Annotated in this window: 27 protein-coding genes; 17 read left to right on the forward strand and 10 right to left on the reverse strand. The window is 56.3% G+C overall.

The features are described from left to right. Positions 1 to 10 precede the first annotated feature (10 nt). From NO877_RS14315 to NO877_RS14340, 6 genes are all read left to right on the forward strand, one after another. Positions 11 to 1258, forward strand: coding sequence for a phosphoadenosine phosphosulfate reductase domain-containing protein (locus tag NO877_RS14315; RefSeq protein ID WP_256397030.1), 1248 nt, complete (start codon positions 11 to 13; stop codon positions 1256 to 1258). 129 nt (positions 1259 to 1387) lie between these two features. Beyond that, on the forward strand, positions 1388 to 1738 hold the full coding sequence (locus tag NO877_RS14320; RefSeq protein WP_052334883.1) for a DUF5658 family protein: 351 nt from the start codon (positions 1388 to 1390) through the stop codon (positions 1736 to 1738). Positions 1739 to 1781: 43 nt separating this feature from the next. After that, the gene (locus NO877_RS14325; RefSeq protein WP_256397031.1) at positions 1782 to 2582 is read left to right on the forward strand and encodes a LamG domain-containing protein; all 801 of its coding nucleotides are present in this window, start codon (positions 1782 to 1784) and stop codon (positions 2580 to 2582) included. A gap of 52 nt (positions 2583 to 2634) precedes the next feature. Further along, positions 2635 to 2886, forward strand: a complete 252-nt coding sequence (locus NO877_RS14330) for a hypothetical protein (RefSeq protein ID WP_256397032.1) — start codon at positions 2635 to 2637, stop codon at positions 2884 to 2886. Positions 2887 to 2969: 83 nt separating this feature from the next. Next, positions 2970 to 3644: a hypothetical protein gene (locus NO877_RS14335; RefSeq protein WP_256397033.1), complete on the forward strand. Its 675-nt coding sequence runs from the start codon at positions 2970 to 2972 to the stop codon at positions 3642 to 3644. A gap of 25 nt (positions 3645 to 3669) precedes the next feature. Continuing rightward, entirely contained in the window at positions 3670 to 4401 is a 732-nt protein-coding gene (locus NO877_RS14340) for a hypothetical protein (protein WP_256397034.1), read from the forward strand. Positions 4402 to 4438: 37 nt separating this feature from the next. On the opposite strand, the gene NO877_RS14345 is transcribed toward NO877_RS14340, so the two are convergent. From NO877_RS14345 to NO877_RS14380, 8 genes are all read right to left on the reverse strand, one after another. Further along, complete coding sequence (locus NO877_RS14345; RefSeq protein ID WP_256397035.1) at positions 4439 to 5077, reverse strand: hypothetical protein; 639 nt, start codon at positions 5075 to 5077, stop codon at positions 4439 to 4441. A 95-nt stretch (positions 5078 to 5172) separates the two neighbouring features. After that, positions 5173 to 7716 (reverse strand): ATP-dependent DNA helicase, encoded by a 2544-nt coding sequence (locus NO877_RS14350; RefSeq protein WP_256397036.1) that lies wholly within the window; start codon positions 7714 to 7716, stop codon positions 5173 to 5175. Positions 7717 to 7832: 116 nt separating this feature from the next. After that, entirely contained in the window at positions 7833 to 8636 is an 804-nt protein-coding gene (locus NO877_RS14355; protein WP_256397037.1) for a LamG domain-containing protein, read from the reverse strand. A gap of 110 nt (positions 8637 to 8746) precedes the next feature. Continuing rightward, entirely contained in the window at positions 8747 to 9487 is a 741-nt protein-coding gene (locus NO877_RS14360; protein ID WP_256397038.1) for a hypothetical protein, read from the reverse strand. 79 nt (positions 9488 to 9566) lie between these two features. After that, entirely contained in the window at positions 9567 to 10358 is a 792-nt protein-coding gene (locus NO877_RS14365) for a LamG domain-containing protein (protein ID WP_256397039.1), read from the reverse strand. Between the two features lie 68 nt (positions 10359 to 10426). Next, positions 10427 to 11254: a hypothetical protein gene (locus NO877_RS14370; protein WP_256397040.1), complete on the reverse strand. Its 828-nt coding sequence runs from the start codon at positions 11252 to 11254 to the stop codon at positions 10427 to 10429. Between the two features lie 75 nt (positions 11255 to 11329). After that, complete coding sequence (locus NO877_RS14375; protein WP_256397041.1) at positions 11330 to 12067, reverse strand: hypothetical protein; 738 nt, start codon at positions 12065 to 12067, stop codon at positions 11330 to 11332. Between the two features lie 91 nt (positions 12068 to 12158). Continuing rightward, the gene (locus NO877_RS14380) at positions 12159 to 12593 is read right to left on the reverse strand and encodes a TRAM domain-containing protein (RefSeq protein WP_256397042.1); all 435 of its coding nucleotides are present in this window, start codon (positions 12591 to 12593) and stop codon (positions 12159 to 12161) included. Between the two features lie 139 nt (positions 12594 to 12732). On the opposite strand from NO877_RS14380, the gene NO877_RS14385 reads away from it, so the two are divergent. The 4 genes from NO877_RS14385 to tmk all read left to right on the forward strand — a co-directional run bounded on the left by NO877_RS14385 (position 12733) and on the right by tmk (position 16130). Further along, positions 12733 to 13275, forward strand: a complete 543-nt coding sequence (locus NO877_RS14385) for a hypothetical protein (protein WP_256397043.1) — start codon at positions 12733 to 12735, stop codon at positions 13273 to 13275. 166 nt (positions 13276 to 13441) lie between these two features. Next, complete coding sequence (locus NO877_RS14390) at positions 13442 to 14275, forward strand: class I SAM-dependent methyltransferase (RefSeq protein ID WP_256397044.1); 834 nt, start codon at positions 13442 to 13444, stop codon at positions 14273 to 14275. Then, a complete protein-coding gene (locus tag NO877_RS14395) occupies positions 14272 to 15498 on the forward strand; it encodes a hypothetical protein (RefSeq protein WP_256397045.1) in 1227 nt (408 codons plus the stop codon). The genes NO877_RS14390 and NO877_RS14395 overlap by 4 nt, the downstream gene beginning before the upstream one ends. A gap of 2 nt (positions 15499 to 15500) precedes the next feature. Then, positions 15501 to 16130 carry a dTMP kinase gene (gene tmk / locus NO877_RS14400; RefSeq protein WP_256397046.1) on the forward strand — a complete coding sequence of 210 codons (630 nt, stop codon included), beginning with the start codon at positions 15501 to 15503 and terminating at the stop codon, positions 16128 to 16130. A 12-nt stretch (positions 16131 to 16142) separates the two neighbouring features. On the opposite strand, the gene NO877_RS14405 is transcribed toward tmk, so the two are convergent. Both NO877_RS14405 and NO877_RS14410 read right to left on the reverse strand, forming a co-directional pair. Then, complete coding sequence (locus NO877_RS14405) at positions 16143 to 16673, reverse strand: dihydrofolate reductase (RefSeq protein ID WP_256397047.1); 531 nt, start codon at positions 16671 to 16673, stop codon at positions 16143 to 16145. A 55-nt stretch (positions 16674 to 16728) separates the two neighbouring features. After that, positions 16729 to 18003: an IS4 family transposase gene (locus tag NO877_RS14410; protein ID WP_256397048.1), complete on the reverse strand. Its 1275-nt coding sequence runs from the start codon at positions 18001 to 18003 to the stop codon at positions 16729 to 16731. 173 nt (positions 18004 to 18176) lie between these two features. On the opposite strand from NO877_RS14410, the gene NO877_RS14415 reads away from it, so the two are divergent. From NO877_RS14415 to NO877_RS14445, 7 genes are all read left to right on the forward strand, one after another. Then, positions 18177 to 19637 (forward strand): DUF6610 family protein, encoded by a 1461-nt coding sequence (locus NO877_RS14415; RefSeq protein WP_256397049.1) that lies wholly within the window; start codon positions 18177 to 18179, stop codon positions 19635 to 19637. 79 nt (positions 19638 to 19716) lie between these two features. Further along, entirely contained in the window at positions 19717 to 20184 is a 468-nt protein-coding gene (locus NO877_RS14420) for a hypothetical protein (RefSeq protein WP_256397050.1), read from the forward strand. Positions 20185 to 20186: 2 nt separating this feature from the next. Next, positions 20187 to 20546: a hypothetical protein gene (locus NO877_RS14425; protein WP_256397051.1), complete on the forward strand. Its 360-nt coding sequence runs from the start codon at positions 20187 to 20189 to the stop codon at positions 20544 to 20546. Next, on the forward strand, positions 20543 to 20809 hold the full coding sequence (locus tag NO877_RS14430) for a hypothetical protein (protein WP_048075977.1): 267 nt from the start codon (positions 20543 to 20545) through the stop codon (positions 20807 to 20809). The genes NO877_RS14425 and NO877_RS14430 overlap by 4 nt, the downstream gene beginning before the upstream one ends. Then, complete coding sequence (locus NO877_RS14435) at positions 20802 to 21170, forward strand: hypothetical protein (RefSeq protein ID WP_256397052.1); 369 nt, start codon at positions 20802 to 20804, stop codon at positions 21168 to 21170. The genes NO877_RS14430 and NO877_RS14435 overlap by 8 nt, the downstream gene beginning before the upstream one ends. Before the next feature lie 13 nt (positions 21171 to 21183). After that, a complete protein-coding gene (locus tag NO877_RS14440; protein WP_256397053.1) occupies positions 21184 to 21741 on the forward strand; it encodes a hypothetical protein in 558 nt (185 codons plus the stop codon). Between the two features lie 38 nt (positions 21742 to 21779). Then, entirely contained in the window at positions 21780 to 22649 is an 870-nt protein-coding gene (locus NO877_RS14445; RefSeq protein WP_256397054.1) for a DNA adenine methylase, read from the forward strand. Positions 22650 to 22728 lie beyond the last annotated feature (79 nt).

Genomic DNA, 22728 nt, shown 5'->3' on the forward strand with positions numbered 1-22728 from the left:
TAGAAGACTGATGATTGAAATGGAAGAATACGGGATTGCACCACCTCCCGAAGCAATCCACTCAGAAACGATCGCGAAGCCACAGCCACAGTCAGAGCCGCTCGACATCCTCGAATCGGACCGGATCCTCGAAGTCCCGAACGGACGGGGTGAAAAGACAGATGCGGTCCTCTTCAGCGGCGGCGACGATTCGCTTGCGCTTACCCACCTCGCGATGGAGGAGGGGTGGGCTGACTTCGTTATCCACCTCGAAACGAACTCCTCTATCCCGGAGAATCTCGATTACGTTCGTGAGGTCTGTGAGACCTTCTGTTGGCCGCTTCTCATAATCTCGTCTCCGATGCCGTTAGATACGTTCGCGTATCGCTATGGCTTTGCTGGCGCTCCCTCTCACACGATGGCGTATAATTATTTCAAAGGAAGGCAGCTCGGGCATTTCTACCGCAAGAAGCACGGCAACGTGAAGTACCTATCCGGTGTACGGAAGCTCGAATCGGATCGGCGGATGGAAAACATCGAAGCAGAGGTCCAATACGAGTCGACATCCCATTCTGGGAACTTCACCGGATGGTGGGTCTCGCCGCTGATCGAGAAGTCAGACGACTGGATAACCCGGTATCGCGAAGAACACAGCCTTCCCCAGAACCCGGTATCGGCGAAGATCCACCGGAGTGGGGATTGTCAGTGTCTCGCCTACGGGAACCGCCAGGAAGAGCTGATCATGATCGAATCGGAGTACCCCGATTTCGCGGCATGGCTACTGTCGGTCGAGAAGCGCGTTCAGGAGTATCGCGGCCGTGTGATGATTCTCGAAGAGACGCACCCGGAGATAGCCAAGCAAGTCGAGTCACTCCGGGAGGAGACCCGCCCGTACCCCATGCGCTTGTCGGTACTCAAAGAACACTTCCCGACCGTCTTTCGGGAAATCGTCGACGTCGACGCCGAGACGGCGATCCTCAAAGGGCAGACGGAGCCCACATCGTACATCGGCCACGGTGGGCTCTCGTCGAAAGAACTCCGCGATCTGACTGCGAGTGCTGACGCATCCCAGCAGACCCTCTGTGAATCGTGTGGCGACCCGTGCTACACGCTTTCGCCAGCAGTCCAAGCCAACGTCGAGGAAGCCAAAGAACGAGCCGCCCGAGCCACCCCTACTCAGCAAACGCTACCCGGAACCACCGACGATTACGCCTCATCGCCCGCGATCGCCAGCAACGAGTCAGCGGACCGAACCCACAGACAGCAGACATTCGAGTAGTCGTCTTGTCAACCATTCCAAGGATTGCGTTGTAACGATTGACAAGACGGCCAGTAGAGTCAAGGGAGAAGAGAGAGTCTGTCTGGAGAGGTGGGTTTGTAGCTCACGAGTGAGGTGAGTGAGATAGAAATGAGCACTGTCGTAGAAGTCAGCCGGGCGGGAGAGATGGACAAGCCGAAGATGGATCTCTGGTGGGGGCTCGCCGTCCTAACGGGCCTCGGCGACCTTGTGACCACCCGTATCGGCCTCCAGTTAGGGCTCGAAGAAGGCAACCACCTGATCGTGTTGCTCCTCGAGGCCGCGGGCTGGGCGGGGTTCACCCTGTTCAAGATCGCTATCCTCGCCGGGGCGCTCCTGTTTGCCGCCAAGCTATCAGCTGAAAAGCGGCCCGCCGTCCCGCTCGGCCTCGCAGCGACGTGGTCGCTTGTCACCGTGATAAACACGATTCACGTCGCGGCGCTCCTCCCGGTTACGCTGTAGGCAGAAGTATTATCACTACGAAGAGAGTCTCATACAGCAATTGATGAGCTCGAAGACGCCCTTCTTCCGGACCAAACGGAAGCGGGTCGGATCCGGGACGCCACCCCCTCAGTGGGATAACAGCAACTGGAGTGACGAGGCCCACTCCAAGTCGGGGGTCGTGATCCGAGATGGGGGGATCGTCGTTGATCCGTCGATGAAGCCGAAAGCCGGCGTAGCGCGGTGGACACTCTCACCAGAGGACACCGATGGAACGACCGCCCTCGACACATGGGGAGACAACGACGGTGCGATCTACGGCGGCGTTCAACCAGACGTCGAGACGGATGTGGGACCGGCGTACCAATTCGATGGGTCAACCGGTCATGTGGTACTCGGGTCAGTCGAGTCTCTCCAGCTCGATTCGGCGTACACCGTCTCGCAGTTGATCCGCTTCGAGAGCCAACAGGAGACCTGGTTCTTCGGCAATTACGACACTGAAGACCGAGGAGCTGGGATCACATACGATCGCGAGGGCAGCGGGCGGATACGGTGGTATGATGGAATCGAGTTCTTCACGCTCTCCAATCCGATCGAGACCCAGCGGTGGTATCTCGTGACGCTATCCAGATCCGGATCCACCTACACACTCTATCTGGACGGCGAATACGAAGGGAGTATCACGACTTCGCAGACCGGGTTCAGCGACTCGTCACGCCCTAACGTGACTATTGGCAGTTCCTGGGGAGAGACACGCACCGACCACCGAGCCCCACTACACGGCTTCATGAAGAACATCCAGATCTACGCGAAGGAGATCACCAGCGAAGAAGCAGCGAGGCTGTATTCACAGGGGGCGATCTGATGGTGGTTTTTAGCCGCCGAAGTGGATGCGGCGCGACTGAGTAAAATAACCCATGAGCGATTCAACACCCGACATCACCGACGTCAAAGCATGGCTCGACGACGAATACAATCAGTACATGTCCACGTACCTGTACGACAGCTACCTCCGCCTTACGAACGGCTCTGCGGCGCATTTCGTCGATATCCGTATCACCGACGACGAGGAGATCCAACTGTTCGGCGAGCGATACGGTGATCAGATCGACAAGAGGTGTGAAGCAACTCGCAAAAGCCTCCTCGAGACGCTATCGTCGACAATCTAGTGACATCCTCCCCGGCGTTCACGCCGGTGCTCCCCCTACGAAATGGCAGGAAGAACTAATACACCTCTCCGAAAATCACAATTGTGGAAAAAGTAACAAACGCCCTGCCAGACAGGGCGATCACCGTTGAAGAAACATTTGACCTGATGCGCCCACCTCGCCAATGTGGATTCGTTGCTCCATTACATCAGGATGAGGCAGGCCGCTGCACCAGCATCTACTTTGAGCATGAAGGGCAGATGAGCGCAGCGGCATTTGATGGAGCATCTTGGGCCCCCCTCACCCCCCACTGTGAAGACATCGATCAATACTTCCACAACGATCAGGTGATGGAACAGTTCACCGACGACATGGCAGCCGAGGCGGAAAGGCAAGTTCCGAATCCCCACTCCATGTTCGGTCACCAAGTCCAGTTCCAAGCGCCTCCAGGGTTCCAAACGAAACTCTGCATCCGGCACCGAGCACTCTCACCTGAGGATTACGACTCTCTCAAGGCTTGGCCGCAACTTGGGGACGCGACGGCGATCTGGGGAAACCCGGAGGCGGGAATTGTAGCGGTTGCTGTCATGGAGCTATCGCCTGATGGAGAACATTCCGTCATCTTCACCAATTTTAACCCCGAGATTGGAACCTGGCGAGTCGTAGACACCATCGGACTAGACAGTCTGCCTGAAGTAGCGGGCCACATCCACAAAGAAACTGGAAAGGCCGCTTCAGAGCATTACACTGAAATCGAAATGATCACTGGACCTCAGTGAAAACCTCAATCACCCGCAACCAACAATGATACACACTACACCATCACCGGTGGAATTCGAGTACCCAGAAGTCAATCTGAGCAACAGCGAACTCGGAATGTTAGAATGGGTACTCAAAAGCAACAGAGACAGTTGGCAGAATGCCCGAGGCGACCCGAACCAAGATTACAGAGAGAACGACATTCACGACACGGTGTCCGTTTTAAACGACCTCATCAGTCGTGTTACAGAGCTCCGGCTTACGGAAGTGGGTGGGGGGACCTTGTCGATCAACACGCCCCGAGAAATGGATGAGATTCTCTTTGGCACTCTGTTATGTCTTCAGGGCATTCAGGATGGTGAAGTCGAACTCGGAACGCAAGACAGTGACGCTGTGGCAGCCAGCTACAAGAGCTTGTTATCTCGCTTTACCGATGCCCACTGGGAGGACAACCCGTTGGCAGAATACTGGCACGAGTTCGGTGACCTCACCCCAGCCTCACCAAGCGACCCGATCATTAAAGCGATCGTCGAGCATGGAGAACGGACCCACGTCCTCCGCGAGTTGATGGCGCGGCGTAACATGGAATACACCGTTTCGGCGCTTGAAAATCCTGAGCGGCTGAATGCCGATCCAGATGATCCAGACGACGTCGCCCAGAAGTTCATCGCTGCGTGGGATGAGACACGTGGATCGATGGGCTCCCACCAATACCAGATGTGGCTTGATGCTGCTGAGGAAAGGGTCGGAGCAGGTGCCGACTTCCTCTACAAATAGTTCTTTCTAAGAGGTTTCTCAGGGCAGGACAACCGATTCAAATATTCAACCCGACGTAATAGAACTCACCCTCAGACCGACGTGAATCATCGTACCCATCACTACTAATCACGTTATCTCTAGCCATCAAATGGACGTAGTATTCATTAGAAACACCTGAGACATCGAGGGTTTCTGTTTTACGGGGGTACGGCCCGGAGTGATCATCTGAGCCACCAGTTCTATAGAATTCCTCAATGTCAACGTACTTTTTTGTGGAGAGAACAACCGCCACAAATCCCTCGTTTTCTTGAGAGGCTGACTCGACGACAATTTCGCGGTAGCCTCCGAAGTCGATTATGTCGTCATAGACCCACGAGACAGCATTAAAACCATCTGGGTTCGGATCCGCATCCGCGAACAGGTGGTCTGTTTCTTTCGTCAGTGTCCCGCCAAGAGGCGTATTTGGATCTCCCTCTGTACCGCCATACCTCCAATTATCCTCATTCGCACCTTCGTTGTACAATTCCACATCCCCAGATATTTGTCGAGATTGAGTTGGAGCTTGACCGACCAGTACACCATCAACAACAGCAACATTCTCAGCAGTGCCAGTGGCCCAATCAGCTTCACCCCCCCACGAAGCTTCCCTAGCCCCACGCCGATCGCTAATGAAATGGGATGGATTTTTTGACATGGATCAACGAACACGGCAGTATATCATATATCTATCGCCAAGGTGGCCCCAATCCAGAGATTCTACCCATCATCCCTCAGTGGTAGTATGCCGATCTACTCGCGTCGGCTCCTCCAGAACTCGGCCAGACGATCACCCAACTCTCCACCAGAGACCGACTCGAACTCATCGCGGGCGTGTTCCGGGAAGTGCCGCAGTACACTCGATCGGCCAGCCGACTCAGTATAGCGGCCATCTGCGAGGACGCGAACTCCGACGTCTTCCGTCCCTCGGATCACTCGCCCCAACGCCTGCCGCGTCTTCCGGACCGCAGGCACGGTGAACGCATAGTTGAAGCCGTTCCAGTTTCCGAAGCGTTCGGCGTATGCGTCTTGGATCGCCGTCGCCACCTCGCTCCCCGTATTCGTAATCGGTACTCCACAGATGACCGCTCCGTGGAGCTGATCGCCCGAGAAGTCGACGCCCTCCGTGAGCGTCCCCCGGAGGCTGGTGGTCAGCACCTTCGGCTCGCCAGCAACGAACTCCCGCTTGAGGGCTTCCGTTTCCGCGTCCGAACTGCTCTCGTCGACGAGGATCGGTTTCGTGACCGAGTCCATGTCGCGGAGTACCTCGGCCGCCCACTCACCCTCAGCGTACGAGGGCATGAACACGAGAACGTTCCCCGGCGTCGTGTTCACCACCGCCGAGATCGTGTCTCGATACTGCGCCCGAAGTTGTTCGTTCTGCTCAGGCGGCCACCGGTTCGAATACGTGAATTTCGGGAGTTCAACCGCGTAGCTCGCTCGGTTCTCAGCTGGGAAGTTCATGTCGAACACCGCGGTCGTCACCCGACGTTTCCGTCGTTCCGGATCCCAATCTGACGACTCATCTTTCTCATCGTCCTCGCTGTCTCCGTCATCACCCTCCTCTTCGTCATCGTCCTCGTCGAGACCGGCGTCGACGTCGCGTGCGCTTCCCTGATTACGCTGAACGTTCTTGAACCGGGACGCCGCTTTAGTGACGAGTGAGTCAAAGGGCTGGATGCCGTGTTCGATTTTCGAGATGCCAGTCACCTGCTGGTAGACATCAATCGGTTCCAGTGTGGCCGACATCACGATCGCGCCACCGAAGGCGTCGAGAGTCGCCGCAATCTCGTCCTGTGGGATGCAGTTATTCACGCGAATTTCCGTCTCATACTCCGCTTCCCACGGCCGGTCGCCCGAGTGCGAGGTGTCGCGAGTGTCCTTCGGGTGGAGGTTCACTTCGCGGTAGTATTCGGTGTGGTTCCCGAGCAGCCAGCGGTGGAGCATCTCACGGACCTGCTCGATGGCGAAGTCACCCTTCGGCGTCTCCTTGTCGATCTTTTTCTGGACCTTCTCGCGGAGATACGCGACAGAGAATCCGAGGTACAGTATCCGGTGCCAGTCATCCTCCGCGCCGTGTTCACCCATCCACTCGCGGAGGATGTCGCTCTCTTCTCCAGGGCGGACCTCCTCATGAGCCGAGATGGACACTTCAGACAGGGTACGATTAGAGAGGGACCGCTGCCACCCCTCTCCGAACTCGTCTTTCAGATACGAGACCGTCCGTCTCGTGAAGAGCTTCCGCGTTTTTTCGAGGAACCAGCGCAGCCTCTTGATGTCCTCCTGAGTATACTCTGCGTTCTCGACCGTACTCCGAACGAGAGCAGCCTTCCCACCGTGGCCCTTTCCATCGAGCCAGTTGAGAACCATATCGACGTCCTGTATAGCGTAATCAAGCGTCTCCATCGACACCGAGTACGACAGTTGATCGCGGGCCTGACTGACCAGTTCGTGTGCCTCGTCGATCACGACAAGCGTGTCCTTGGTGAACAGCTTGCCCGTGAACCCCTGGACGGTTAGCGTGTCTAAGATATGCTGGTAGTTGCCGATGAGGACCTCACACTCCTCGACGACGTGTTTCATAGCCGCATGGGGGCAGGTCCCCGCTTGAACGCCATTTCGTAGCGTCTCTTCCGGCGTGACCCCATCACCAGCGTCGAACGCTTTCTGATCCGTGAAGTCGTTGACGAAGTGCCTCGCGAAGAACGGACAGTACGCCTCACCGAGGAACTCGGGAACCTCACGCTGATATGGTGATTCGACGCCAGCGGCCTCAAGCGAGTCAGTCCGCGGATCATCTGCCTCGGCCCGAGACGCCAAGCCCGCACCGACGTCGGCTTTTCGCTCAGCCCCACCGTCGTTCACCACCTCAGACATCATCCGGTCGGTGTTATCCCGCAGCTCGTCACACCGATGGTACAGATCCGACCGGTCGATCTCGCCAGCATCGACATACGGACAGACGTCGGCCTTCCCAACGAGGGTCAGCCCCCGAAAATACGAGTTCCCGCTGTTGATGGCCGCTAAGTCATCCTCGAACGCCCGCAATTGCTGTTTCTTCGAGGTCACCACGAACACCCGCTTGAACCGTGTGTTGCGATCGCGGACGAGCGAGAGGCCGGCGGTGAGCGCAATCAGCGTCTTTCCCGTTCCACACTCTCCCTCAAGAAGGTAGACGCCATTATCTTGTAGGGTATCAACGGCCTCGTTGATCCCCACCGTCTGCTTCTGATACGGACTATCGAACGGAAAGATGTCTGCCCAGTAATCGCGTGGGCCAGTGAATTTAGTTGCCATTGTAGGTAGTGGAGGCGAATATCAGTAAATACGGGTACACAACAACCGACCATAATCCCTTGGGTCGACGACAGCCCGCAGCATGAACGACCCAGACGCCTTGACGTGTAACGGTATCAATCGATTCTCCCTGTGTTGTAAAGGTTGAAAATTTCCGTGTCGCTGAGAGCCTTGCTGTAGATACGAACGTCATCAGCATCCATCGGTATGTCACGAGACGAGTTGTACTTCTGATTCCCGATACAGAACGGGTCGTTGACGCTCGTCACTGTGATATCATTTGACACATCCGGTCCAGCCGCAAGAGTGCCATTGAGATACATCCTACCTTCGTTGTCATCGAATACACCAACCGCGTGATACCATTGACCAAGATTTATTGATACAGTCCTTGAGCTAGCATGTGAACCATTAGTTTCACACCGGAAGCGGATGCTAGAATTGTCACTGTGCGTGAACCCCCATCCATCATCATTCTGCGTGTGCATGGCGATGGATGAATTAAACGACCGTATTGAATCGTATTTTACCCACGCAGCGAGAGTCATGCTGTTCAAACCTTGAACTTCGGTAATAGTTCCACAGTTCACTTCCCCGTCACCGTTGAAATAATACGCCTCGTTTGTACCGTATGTCTGATTCGCGCCGCTGGTACCAGTCGAAACCCCTGTAGAGATAGAACCATCATTACCTCCCCAACTATCAATCGCGACCGAACCGCTCGTGTCTTCGTTGTCAAACGTCCATCGCGAGACACCGCTATCGGGTGCTTCACCGTCCTGTGTAGGAGCACGGCCCACCAACCCATCAGCAGTCACGCCAACGTTCTCGGGAGCCCCCGCATTCCAGTCCTCCTCATCCGCCCAAGATGCTTCCTCGCGACCGCGCCGATCGCTAATAAATCGGCTCTCCCCAGTCATACTCGAGGTACCTTCCACTGTGAGTTATACATTCCGGCCAACACCGGGTAAGCTCCAACCAGGCGCGACAGTATCCATCCCGACCAGATCCGATAGTAAGCCACGACAGGTCACCGGTCAAATCCTATCGAATCTATATTTATGCCTCCACTGAATTCGCGAGGTGCAAACCCCACAAACGGACATGGGGCTGTTGGAGAAAACGAATCCGAATGGGAAAGCACAGAGCTCCCATCGACGACGAGGTCGATAGTAAACGAGCTAAAGTCACCGTTGAAATCTATCTCGACTTGCCGCGCCCCGCTTCCAAAGTTGAACGGCACCTGCACTTCACGTCTGAACTCGGTCCCTTCCCTCATTTGGATGCGCCACTCCTGGGCATCCTGGCTGTAATGGACCTCAATCGAGTTTTCAGCAGTGGCATACTTTCCAACGGCTGTCCCATCCCAAAACAGCGCAATCACAATCTGCTGTCTGTCCCCCGCGAACTCAATCATAGCGTCGAGTGAACACGGATTCCCATTTTGGCCGTCTTGAACTTCATCCGCTGTTCGGAGATATGGCCTATTGTCACCTCGCCCGCCACCTCTGAGCTCAATTTGGTTGTTCCGTTCCGAGACGGATCCACCAGAGACTATCACTTTGCGCCAGATAGAGGTGTCAAAAACACCATCATCAAAATCGTCGAAGACAGTGTACTGTACATCACCCTCCGCAAAGTGTGGAGAAAGGCCCCCACCAGCTACAGCAACATTTTCACAGACACCAGCGTCCCAATCCCCTTCATCCGACCAAGTTGCGTCCCCGCGACCACGCCGATCGCTCGTGAACCGACTCGATTCATCTACCATACAGCCCACACCCCAGAGAGCGGCGTTAGATGCTCCGACCAACTCACTACCGAAAACCCACCCATCGAGTAGCACAGAGTCATCCGGCGATTCTCCCCGTGTTGTAGAGGTTATCAACTTCCGTGCTGGAGAGTTCTTTAAAGTAGACCCGCGGGTCGTCTATGTGACCCTCCCAGAACTGAATCCCAGCGCGCGAATAACTCGCGCCGATGTCGCCCTCTGCGTGTTTGTCGTTTGAAAACCCGTTAAAAATCGTATCCTGTGTTCTCCTGTTCCCGTTCTCATCGTAGAACCAAACACGGCAATACCCCTCCGCTTCGTTCCACGCCCCTGCTACAAACAGCCACTGACCAGCTGTACCAGTCATTACGTTATTTTTCCACCCGTCAACGGAATCGTGATACTGGACACCGAACTCTTCAGAGGCCTTTCTGAGGGCGGGCTGTCCGTATCCTTTCAGGTTGTTTATGAACTGCTGTCCCTCCAGATTGTCTGCTTTAAACCACGAGGTGAGTGTGAACTCAATCTCAGAGGGAATCTCGATTCCGTGGTTCTGGTAGGACGATCCATCGTAGTAGGTGCTGAAATCCCCCACGGCGGAATCCGAGGACCACGTTGCCCCGTGATTCGTTGCGTCATTATCATTCCAGCTGTCGATCGAGACAGAGACATCACCCTCACTGTCGAAGTTCCACCTCCCGACCCCGCTGTCGGGCACCTCACCAGCTTGAACAGGAGGATCAGCCACTAACCCACTAACCGTAACATCAACGTTCTCGACAGTGCCAGCATCCCAGTCTGCTTGGGCAGCCCAAGACGCCTCCTCTCGAGTACGCCGATCGCTCGTGAACCGACTCGATTCATCTACCATACACCAACCTCCAAGCACGCAGTATTAGCCATTCTGGTCACGTATGTAGGAGATCCCAGCATCAGGCATCAGACCTCGGGACGAACAGCTCTCAGTGCTTTTCTCTCAGATTCACCATATGGTTCATCTCGGAATTCGAAAAAGCCAGCATGGTAGTTCATGTGCCTACGAATACTCCCAAAGGAGTTTTCGGCGTAAAATGACATACCAGCTGTGACTGAATATTTCGTGTGGTCAAATCCTTGATCCCTTCTATTATTTTGCGAAGTCTCGTTCGTCATATCATCAACATAGAAGTCAATTTCCGATGCAGAATTCCCTCTCTTATTTATCACCACCAAATGGACGTCTCCGTCTACAATACCAGTCTTACACGCCACTTTGAGTTCATTGCCGTTACCATCTCTGACAAGGACGTTCGGTTCACCCAACCTGCCTACAGCATCATCTTGATACAACGCAAAACACCCACTGCCATCAGTCGACGCGAACCAAGTAGATAGGTCCGTTTTATCAGCAGTTTCAACCGTGAAGGCCACCCCGAACGTTTCATTTTCGGGGATAGTTTCTGGCCCATTCGCCAGCCCGTAATCATCCGAACCATTCCCGGCTACGGACTTGACCCCATTGCTAAATGTTGAGGAAGAGAGGCCATTGGCAGACATCCCAACCGATGAAACACCATCTGTCCATGGGATGGCAAAGTCATCAGCGGTCCATCGGTAGACTACGCTGTTGGATGTCTCATTATTTTGAGTGAATAGACGACCAACCAACCCATCTTCCGTCACATCAACGTTTTCCGCGGTACCAGCTTCCCAATCCGCCTGACCGGTCCAAGATGCTCCCCCGCGGCCGCGGCGATCGCTGGTGAACCGGCTCGATCCATCAGTCATACGCAAACGCTCAAGACACGCAATATTAGCCATTCCGGTCAGTCACACGAGAAAACTAGACACGGGAGTGGATCTTCATCCCCATACCTCGTCTACCCACTCGTATCCGGTTGGGTTAGCATTCCCACCCGTTTTGTCTCGCCGTCCACCACCGATGAAAACTTCACTTACTTCTGAGGATGTAGTTTTGAACGATTCGCCATTCGCGGTGAGGTCTGGCGTAGACCCTGTCAGATCTTCCCAGAGAACATCAAATTCGTTGCGACCCCAATCGATCGTCACAGTGAATCGACGCCACTCGTCGTAATTGGGAGACGGATCTGGAGTCAGTTCACGATGACCGAATCCAGACTCATATCCCACTTGTGGGTTTAGCGTATAGAGTTCAAAGATAGAATCTCCATTCTCGTTGAATAACTCGTATAAAATCCCACGCGAATCGGCTGTTTCTTTATATGCCCACGATACTTCGGTAGGTGTTGCAGACAATCCGGTTCGCCGGGCAACATACTCGTCATTGTTTGGGGAGTAGTGGTTACGTAGAGAATGTGAACCGTTGCTTGCGGTACTATCTATGACCTCCGCATCCCGAACTTCCCACCCGTCAGGCGATGAGCCAACAGAATCGTCCTCGAAACTATAGACCCCGCTGTCGGGTGCCACACCGGCTTGTAGAGTAGGACGGCCCACCAACCCATCGGCAGTTACATCAACGTTCTCAGGGGCTCCAGCCTCCCAGTCAGTTTGGTCAGCCCAAGACGCCTCTTCGCGAGTACGCCGATCGCTGGTGAACCGGCTCGATCCGTCTGCCATATACACTACCTTTCCTGAGTCGGGTAGATAGAGATACCGGTCAACACGCCGCATTAGAAGCACTACTGAAGCTGAACCCTCGAATCGCTACTCAGACGCCTGGGTTAACACGCTTTACAACATCAGCGAACCCTACTGATTCCAGCACCGTCTCGACTCTCACGACAACTCGCTCGCCGATATCTACATCAGAAACCATCAGCACAAACCCATCCACGTAGGCGATCCCGTCGCCTTTCTCACCAAGCGACTCAATTTCGACTTCATACGTCTCACCCTCAACGACAGGCTGCTGATCCGGGCCAGCGGACTGTTTAGCTTGACTGTCTCGCTCTCGGGTCTGGGTCTGCGTAGACTCCACATCTGTGGTCTCTTCAACCCCGATCAGGCCGACACGGTACGCTTCACTCACAGCCAGATCGCCCTGTTCAACTTCTGACGACGGGATCGAGACCACATAGTCACCATCTCGCTCCTCAACAACCCCCGTGAAAAGAGTACGAAGCGAATCTGAGATTTCAACCATACCCCCATTCAAAGGGACTTGGGTAAAATAACACATGGTCTGAGCACACAAAATGGCCACACGCAGGGATTCAGACGCCTATCGAGCAGTCGCCCTTCCTCCCCGAGTGGGTTTTTAGCCCCCGAAAAGTTGGTAGAGGATGAATTCAGAGACTCACGCGGATGATCCCGCAGAAGTAACGACGGCGCTTCGAAACATCAAGCGCCACACTGTGGGGTACGGGGAACGCTACCCACAGCCAGACACCGATCACTTCGTCACCGAAGACACGAACGCGAACGGCGGGGTCCATCACCAGAACCAATCGAACGAGTACGGGTACGACCTCACATCGTTCGGGAGCGGTCGCCAAGGCGTTCGGAACTTCGTTGCGGTCCTCGACGCAGGCAACCTCGATCCCGTCGACGACTACTACCGAGTCTTCAGAGACATGGGCCGGGGTGTCGATATCGACTATCGCGATCGCTTCGTGTTCGTGTGGGCCAACGGGGAAGCGATGGTCGTCTGTTCGAACAACCCAATCACTGGCGAGGCGAACAGCCCGAACATCAACAACGAGCAAGGCGGCGCAGGCTACGTGGGTGTCGCTGGCGACACGCCGGCCGTCGACGACATCATCGAAGCCATCGACCAGCACGGAACCACGAAGTCCGGGAGGCGAGATGATGGACTCTTCTCCTGAGCCGAGTGAAACAGCGTAAGGGCGTTCCTTTTCCAACCCGCCCTCAGAGAGTACAATTCGTGTGTTCACCACCGATAAAGCGGAGCTTCAGTCTCTGTAGAGTCGGTTTTGCTACGAAGCAAATCCGGATCTGCCTCAAACCAATCACCGAATCTGCCACGACCCAATGACAACCAGAATCGACTACCGAATCGCCGATTTCACCGAGATAGCCGACGAGTTTGCTGGCCAAGCCAGTCTCGTCCACCTAGACTCACCGTGGGCGGCCCCAGCTCGATATGGTGGACGTGGGGTGGATTATCGCACCTGGCCCATCACCGAAGATGCGCTCTCCGACTTCCCCGAAAGCGAGCTCGAGCGCGACGAGATCGACACGACGCGCTTCGTGAGCGAACTAATCAATGTCGCCATGGACTGTCTCGAAGACGGCGGCTGGCTCATCGCAGACGGTGACTCATACGCGGCCCCCCGGATCGAAGCGTACCTCCGAAGCGAATACGGCGAGGCGCGGATCAACGACCAGAACGGCCGTCCGTACACGGGCGGTGGGTTCAGGAAACAAGGCCGAGTCTGCTACCACACAAAATCCGGCGAACCAGACTGTTCCACGACCGGGAAGTACGGCATCGAGGCGGGCTATCCGATCATATTCGCGACGAAAGGCGAAACCGACCGGACGCTCCCTGAATCAGTCTGGCAACCCGCCCGGCACCCGCGGTGGAACGAACCCACAGAGGAATACGGACAAGGCACAGTCAAGCCAGTCTCACCGTACCGTGTCTGGATGGACGCTCTCGTCGAACCGGGTGAGCTTGTCCTCGCACCGTGTGCCGGCTCAGGCCCCGCCCTGATCGCCGCCGAGCAGCTGTGGGACACCCAAGCTCGCGCAGTCGGTATCGACGTCACCGAGACCGCCAAGCAAGCATACGAGACACGGCGAAACGCCGTCATCGCACCGGATCACCAGGAAACACTCGGAACTATCTCGGATCACGCATGAGTACAACCACTACCCAACCCACAGACGGACAGCACATCGAGGACCGCCCCGCGGAACTCGATGCCTATTGGCCGAGCCGAATCGAAAATGACCGAATCTGGTACGGCCACCACGCCCTCCCCGGTTCCCGATTCGTCTGCCACGAGACAGAGACCGTCTACACCGTCACCGACATCAAAAATGGCGGCGACACGTTCACACTCGCCCCTTGCCACAAAGCAAACGGACTCTCAGACGGATTCTCCGACCCGGACCTGCCCGACCATTTCGTCGACAACATCTGTGACCTCGCCGGAGCGATCGAAGCCGGCGACCTCACGCCGCTTCCAACTGGCGTCCTGAAAACCGTCGATGAAAGCACGTACTTCAGCGTGGGCGACCTGACCGTCGCGATCGACGTCGACGCCACAGAGACCACGCCGCTGTTAGAGCAACTGGACCCACCCAACGGACCGGTCGCGACCGACATCGCGAAGATCGCACCAACTCTCGAGAGTGTAGACGCAGAACCCACACTCTTTGGACCGCACGACGCCGCCACACCCCCGGACGAACCAATGAGTGGTTCTGGCCACGAATACACCGAAAGGCGACCACGCGGCGCACAGGCGGTTCCAACACATTTCGTCCCTGTACAGCCATTCAGTAAGTGGACCTTCGAGGACAAGACCATCCGAGACTGGGTCGAGAGTTCATTCGAGGAAGGCGAAATTATCCTCAACGCCTGTGCCGGGCAGACGGAGCTTACCCCACCCCCCGGAGGCAAAATCCTCCGTAACGACATCAGCGGCGAACGTCCCAACCTCGACTTCGAGATGGACGTCGCAGAGCTCGCAAGCCACCCCGACCTCGAACAGGGTAGCATCGACCGAGTCGTTTTCGACCCGCCTTGGTCACTTTATCAGGCAAATCTACGGTACGAAAAAAACATGGTATCGAAGGACGGCACACATGATATCGACCTCACAACCCTCCCGTTCGAAACCCCCGGCCCGGAGGAGAAGACACAGATTGGCCACTCACGACTCGCTAAGGAAGGCTTCAACTGGCTCCTAAAACCGGGTGGTGAGGTCCTGGAAATCACTTTTCACGGTAGTTCGATGTCAGCGAGGCTCGGATACGAACGTCAAGAACGACTCATATTCGACCCGGTAGGCGAGGGAAAATGCGTAATTGGGAGCCGAGATCAGAAAGTGCGAAGGCGTCTCGACGATTTCTTCTGAACATGACTGGACGATTCATTTCAATCGAGGGCGTGGACGGCGCTGGCACGACGACACAGGCCCAAGCTGTCGCCGACGAGCTCGTCGAGCGACACGACGGTCTCACCGAAGACGACATCCTCGTCACCGCAGAGCCAACAGACGGCGAAATCGGCAGGCTGATCCGAACGGGTCTCGCCGGAGACATCGAACTCAGCCAGCAGGCACTCGCACTTCTCTTCGCCGCTGATCGAGTAAACCACATCAAGACCACCATCGAACCGGCCCTCAACGACGGGAAGACCGTCATCACGGATCGCTACTACCTCTCCTCGTATGCGTACCAGCAGGAAGCGGGCTCGCCTCTCGATTGGCTTCAGACCATCAACAAGCACGCGCTCACACCCGACCTGACTGTCTATCTCGACGTCGACCTCAACGAGTGCTTCAACCGGATGGGCGACCGGGACTCGACGGACATCTTCGAAGAGCGTGAGTTCCTCGCCAAGATACAGGCGAACTACCACACGACGATCGAGACGCTCGCAGAGCAGGGAGAACCACTCTCCGTCGTCGAGGGAAACCACGCAGAAGAGACAGTTACAGACGCCATCATAGACGCGATCGCCGACGCGGACTCCACTTCACTGTAGGCCAGCCCCGCGTCACACGGTGCGATACTCGACAAAGTCGTACCGCCCGTGCCCCTGTCGGGATACCTCAGTCCAGTCCCCCGCAGTTATCTCAGGGAACCGGCTCTCACCGTCAACCTCCATGTGAACTTCGGTCAGCAACAGCGTATCTGCCATCGGGAGGAACTGTTCATAGACACTAGACCCACCAGCAACGAAGCATCGACTGACACCAGTCTCATCAGCTCGAGCTTCAGCAGCGGCGATCGCGGAATCCACATCGTGGACGGTAACTACGGACTCCGGGCCGCCGACATCGGAGGAACTCAACACAACGTTCAATCGCCCAGGTAGCGGCCCACCAAGGCCGTCAGCGATGTTCTCGTAGGTCTTCCGCCCGAGGACGACGGGGTGGCCCATCGTCTCGGCCTTGAACCGCTCCATGTCCTCCGGCAGGTCCCACGGGATACCGCCGTCGCTCCCGATGACTCCGTTTTCCGCGACTGCGGCGATATGGACCCATTCACACTCCGCCCTCCTCGCATTCGCTTTGTCAGTGGACATTCTACCTACTCTGATGACACAGAGCGCCTACAAATAGGTTCCCATCCGTCTTTAGTTAAGCCTCACACCTCGGTTGTGTAGCGGTAGCGAGCGTCTCTTGTAAGATTGGTCGTCGTTTGTGGATCTTTTGAGCGTCTTCGATCAGCCGGTCGAGCAGCGGCGGTGGTGAGTAGCCGAGGAACTCACCGAGTTCGTGGAGAATGAGCTGGGCGTGCGACCGGAAGGTCGCCGCCCAGCGCTCTGTCGGAAACACAAGCTCATCATCCGCCTGCTCAGTGACTAGATCCAACAGATCGCGGCTTACAAGCAGCGACAGCAGCGCTGCGTACAATAAGATCCTCACCACGTGTTCGTCACTCGTGTCGAACTCGTCCAGTTCGTACTGCGTCTTCAGCTCCCGGAACAGCAACTCAACTTCCCACCGACAGCGGTAGATCTCCGCTAAATCCGCCGGAAAGAACTCTTTTCTCGCTAAATTCGTCATGTACAGGTGGTAGTCGTCGGCGTCCTCGTCGCGGACGCCGACGACGCGAAATCGCTTCGTATCCAGCGACTGTGTCCCATTGTACGGCCCCCGTTTGAACTCGACTTCGACCTCCACATCGATGTATTTCCGGTCAAGATCATCGAGAACAGCTCGGAGCTGCTCGCCCTCTAAGGGAATGGCGCGGCCGCGCCATTCCCGTAACTCCGCCGTAATCAGCGGATTCGCGTTCTGCTTCAGCCGACTCACGAAGTAGCCGTCGTTTTCGTCGATCAGCGCAAACCGGCGGTACTTGAAGTAGGCGAGATCGAACAGTATGAGGCGATTCTCAAGCCACGGCCCCGTGTTGAACAAGGTGCTGTCGTGCGTTTTCTCGTTAGCGGTATCGAGCCGTTCAATCGTCTGCTCTGTGGCATTGTGGAGCAGGTGGAGCTTCGCTCCAGCCTGCTCCTCGTGGCGGGCTTCGAACTGATCTGAGAGAAATTCGTGTAACCGCAGCACCGTTCCATCAGCGATCATCACGTCTCTAAATCGGTCGAGATCAGCGTCAACAGCGTTAGGAACAGCGACCTCGTCGAGGCCGCGCTCGACGAGGTCGCGGAAGTACTCCGCAAGCGTCGGTGTCAACCGCTGATAGAATCCACCCGGAGAGATCGTCTCATCGGCAGTAGAGTTGTAACAGCGTCTAAACCCGGCGAGTGTTCGGCTTTCGCCTGCGGCGAAGCCGAACACGAACGCCCAAACGAAGGCAGGGATCTGGAGCTTGCGGTCACGTTCGACCACGCCGAGTTCCTCGGCGTGCTCTTCGAGGAACTCAGAGGGAAACAGTGTAGTGAGCCGACGCATAATCCGAGATGAGGAGCCGTTGGGCACAAACTCGGCTTCCTCATTCCTTCCGAAAGATGCCTCGATAAGCCGCCGCTATCACGCGATTTCTCGCTTAACTAAAGACGGATGAATAGGTTCCCGCCCCGCTCGAGGTTTTTAGCCTCCGAGGGCAGCTTGTAGAGTGATTGTAGATGAGTAGTAGCCAAGCAGGATTAGGTGATTACGGCGCGACCGTCCCCGAGTCGACCACCGAGTCTACCTACAACAGCACCCGACCAAAGCTTGGCTTGGAATCGACACCGACGAGTGAGCCGCTTCCAGAGACCATCCGCGAAGCTCGCAACGCCGACTGGGTCGTATTCACCGGACGCTACCCCTACGTATTCGACGCCGCCCGTCTCGGGTTTGGCATCGGCCACCGTGAAGATTCGTCGTATCAGTGGATCCCCGAGGAAGTCTCGCTCCCGGTCCACTTTCTCGATAACGAGTATCTCGACGCCGACCTCGACCGATTTATCGACCGCGTCTTCGAGTACGAACCTGAGATCGCGGTCGTCGGCGATATCTATGATCGGGCCTCCCTCCGGGAACACATCGATGCGGCCAACGAAATCTGGGGCTCATACCCAGATACGAACATCATTATCGTCCCCAAATGCGAGGGCATTCTCCCGGACATCCCAGATCAGTTCGTCCTTGGTTACCCGAACGGCTCATCGCCGATCCAAGCCACAGATATCGCGACGTACGACGAGTGGCGATCGGTCGAGAACAGGATCCACATCCTCGGGGGGACGCCGCTTACCACCCACGCTGAAATCGTCAATCTGACCCAAGAGAGCATCACCGGGAAGCCACCGGCCGACATCGGCGGCGTTGATTGGAACGGCTATCAGCGATACGCCGAAGACCACGGCGACTACGCCTCGGCCAACGGCGGGTGGCACCGTAACCTCAGAGACCAGTACCCGCCGAAGAGAGACCTCATCCGGTACTCACTCCTGAACGCGAAACACTACTGGATCACCCACGGCGTGTGGCCAGATACCGACCCGACAGACATCCAGACCCGAGACGAACTCCTCACGGCCGATGCTGGCGAGAGTATCAGACTCAACACGACCTCCGACGCGCGTGAACTCTTGCTTTCCCCGCCGCCACATACCGAGCGGAAAGCCCAACCCATCTACCGAACGGACGACACCCAAGCCACCATCATCGAACCGCTCTCACCGATCGCCGCGCTCTTCTCTAACCTCAACTGGACGCCCGATGGGGCACTCTCCGGCTCGACTGAGTACACGACGCCGAGAGCACACCACATCGAACCAATCTGCCCCGGATGCGGGAATCACATCTTTCACCGAGAGACCGAACGAGAGTCATCGACCGATACGGCACAGGTCGTCTCCTACGAACACCAGATACAGGACGACCCCCGAAACTACGACTCGGTCCCAAACAGCGGCGAACCAGCTCTCAAGACAGACCGGGTATTCCCAGCAATCCACTGCTACTGTTCAGATGCCTGCCGAACTCATACAGAAGGCCGTTCCCCGGACCTCCTCTTGGATTCAGCACACACTGGGGCATACGGCTGGCCCGACGGAAAACACATCTGTACGCTCAGACCTGCCGACGAGCGTCGTTGACCCAAACATCTCCAGCAGTCCGAACGACCCCCAGAGAGGTTTATATGACCCGAGAGGAGGTGAAGGAGTCTTAGAAAGAATGTCGACCGAATCCAGCAAACAGTACACTGTAGCAGTCGCAGAGAAGGTCAACGTCTCTGCGCCGAACCCGGAGAAAGCACTTCGGGAGGTAAGCCGGGTGACTGGCCTTTCAGAACAGCGCCTCTCCATCGAAGCCGTCGAGGACGTCGACAATATCGACGGCCCGTACGTAGAACTGAAGTTCACCCCCCAAGAGTGGATCCGGGGCCGCGCAGAACCGGTCGAAACGGAGGGGAAGCGTTCGTGGCTCGTCCCGGTCGAGGACGCGGTAAACGACGAAGGGGTGCTGATCAGCCCGACCGACTTCGAGGCGGACGAGCTCAAGGACCACGAGCGAGCGCCGTTCTGGGTCCAGAACTGGTCCGGGCCGTTCAGCATCAAGATCATCGACATCGGCGGTATCCCGACCGATCTCAAAGAACTCCTCTCGAACGGAGAGCCCGTAGACGACGTGCTTTACGAGTAACCATGTACCTCAAAATCCTCAAATCAGACGGATCGGGCTTCCTCGAAATATTCGGTGCGAACGACTTCCAAGCCGAAGGCGAGGGCAGCATCCGACTCTGGTTCGGAACCGACTCCGCAATCGATGGTGAGAAGCGACACAAAGATATCAGCGGATACGTCATCAGTGCCGTCGACGAAGCGTCGTACAACTACCAAGGCGCATACGAGACCATCGGGGATATCGGCGTCTCTGAAGAAACAGAGTTGCTCGTCGTCAGCTCGCCGAAGTACCCACAGATCAGCAAGGCCGCCCACACCCTCAAGAACGAAGCCGACTACATCGGGGACTTCGTCTTCGTCTCTGACCAAGCAAGCGCATGACCACCGACAAGGTGACGTACACGATCGAGTCCGGAAGCATCGCGATGCGCGAACACGTCGCCAACCTCATCACAGAGATAGGCAACAACACCCCCGTAAGCGTCGACACCAGCACAGGAGACACAGGGGTGACCGCAACAGTCATCGGAGATGGCTACGAACTCCCACTCATCGAAGACAGTATCCGAACGTCGCTACCAGCAAGTCTCCAGATAACCGACACCGATGTCACAATCGGAGCTGATCGCAGCGCCGATGTCTAACGACGAGACAGTAACCATCCGTGTGTGGAGAGGGCGACACCGCGACTTCGATCGCGACCCTGACGAAACACACGAAATCTCCTGTCACGATGGAGATCGGTGGAGCGCCGAGACAGTCCAGATAGACGGCACCAATAGCTGTGGCTGGCTCGCGTTCGACCTCGTCGATCTCCCGGAAGACATGGAGACGGCCACACTCTTCGTCCACGAGAACAACTCTGGACACGAACACCCACTCAACACCCGTGCGGTAGAGCGCGGTCTCGTTTTCGACGGGCGACCATACAAGCCCGGAATCGATCCGCCGTGTTTCCTCCTCGATGGGGAAGTCGTCGCTCACGTCGCCCGGGGTTCGCTATAACATCCACTCAGACATGACCGAATCAACCGAGAGAACAGAGGCTGGAAGCAATGGCCTATCGCCAACCGTCCAGAAAAGCCAGCGGTCGAGCAGAGACGAGATCGTCATCCCCGAACGGCCAGCCGACGGCCTCGTCGACGGCGAACCCATCCCAGAGACCTGGGCACAGTACGGCCAGCACATGTCGATGACGCGCTTCGATCAGCGCATGTATGCGGCGACTGTCAAGGAGGACGGCGACGAAATCCTCATCAAGTACATCCACCCGACCAACCCCGACCCGATGGTAGTCAGTTACGACGCCGTTGAGACGGAAGCCGGGAAGGTCGCCCCAGAAGAACTCGTCAACATCGTCGAGCTCGCACACCGGCTTGGGAAAGACCCCGAGGAGATTACGAAGTACAACCTCAAGCGCAACAACGTCGATCCGTTCCCCATCAGTTTCGGTGTGGGCTACGTGAACCGAGACGCCGAACTTGACGAACCGACCACCGCCGAACGCGAGCTCATCTGGTCGCTCCACGGAGATTACCTCCGGGACAAGACCCTCTACACCCCGCCGGCAGAGTAACGAATCCCCAGAAGATACAGTCCACTTCACAAGGCCAAATGACGGATCCAATTTTGAAGTGGGCAGGCGGGAAGCGTCAATTGTTATCGGAGATTACTGGCCTGTTCCCGACGACATACAACGAATATCACGAGCCATTCATTGGAGGCGGGGCGGTTTTCTTCTACCTCAATCCTAGCACAGGGACAGTCAACGATCTCAACTCCCACCTCACTACGCTCTACGAGATCACCCGCGACCACCCGGCAGCACTCATCGAAGAGAACAGGACCCACGACCACTCGAAAGACTACTACTACGAAATGCGGACGGAATTCAACGACTTTCTCTCAAAACAGAACCTGACTACACAGGACCGCATTCGAGAAGCAAGTCTCCTCATATACCTCAACCGAACGTGCTTCAACGGCCTCTACCGGGAGAATAACGACGGCGAATTCAACGTCGCATTTGGCGACTACACGAACCCCAACTGGGTACAAGAACAGCGGATTCGCAAAGCCTCCCGCAGACTCCAAGGAACAGCGATCTACAACACAGATTTCGAATACATCGTAGAGACCGCCGAAAGCGGCGATCTTGTATATTTTGACCCCCCGTATCAACCAGTCTCGAAGACAGCCGACTTCAATTCGTACCACGCAGAGGGGTTTGACCGAGATGACCAACGGCGATTACGGGATGTCGCTGTTAAACTCTCCAACCAAGATATCTCGGTTGTCATCTCGAATTCCCCGCCCGTCGCGGAATTATACGAAGACTTTGAGTCCTTCTCAACGACATATGTAGGAGCCACACGAGCGATTAATAGCGATGCCAGTGGTCGTGGTGAAGTCGATGAGGTCCTGATCACGAACGTCCAAAACGAGGACCGCCAGCGAAAAACACTCGCAGATTTCACCGGGTAACGACACACCGGAGCCTCGCTCAGACGGACACTAACCCCCACAGAGAGAGTTTCTGCCCTTCGAATAGAGTAGAAGGTGA

It is taken from the genome of Halohasta litorea, from assembly GCF_024494645.1.
In the GTDB taxonomy this organism is placed as follows: Archaea; Halobacteriota; Halobacteria; order Halobacteriales; family Haloferacaceae; genus Halohasta; species Halohasta litorea.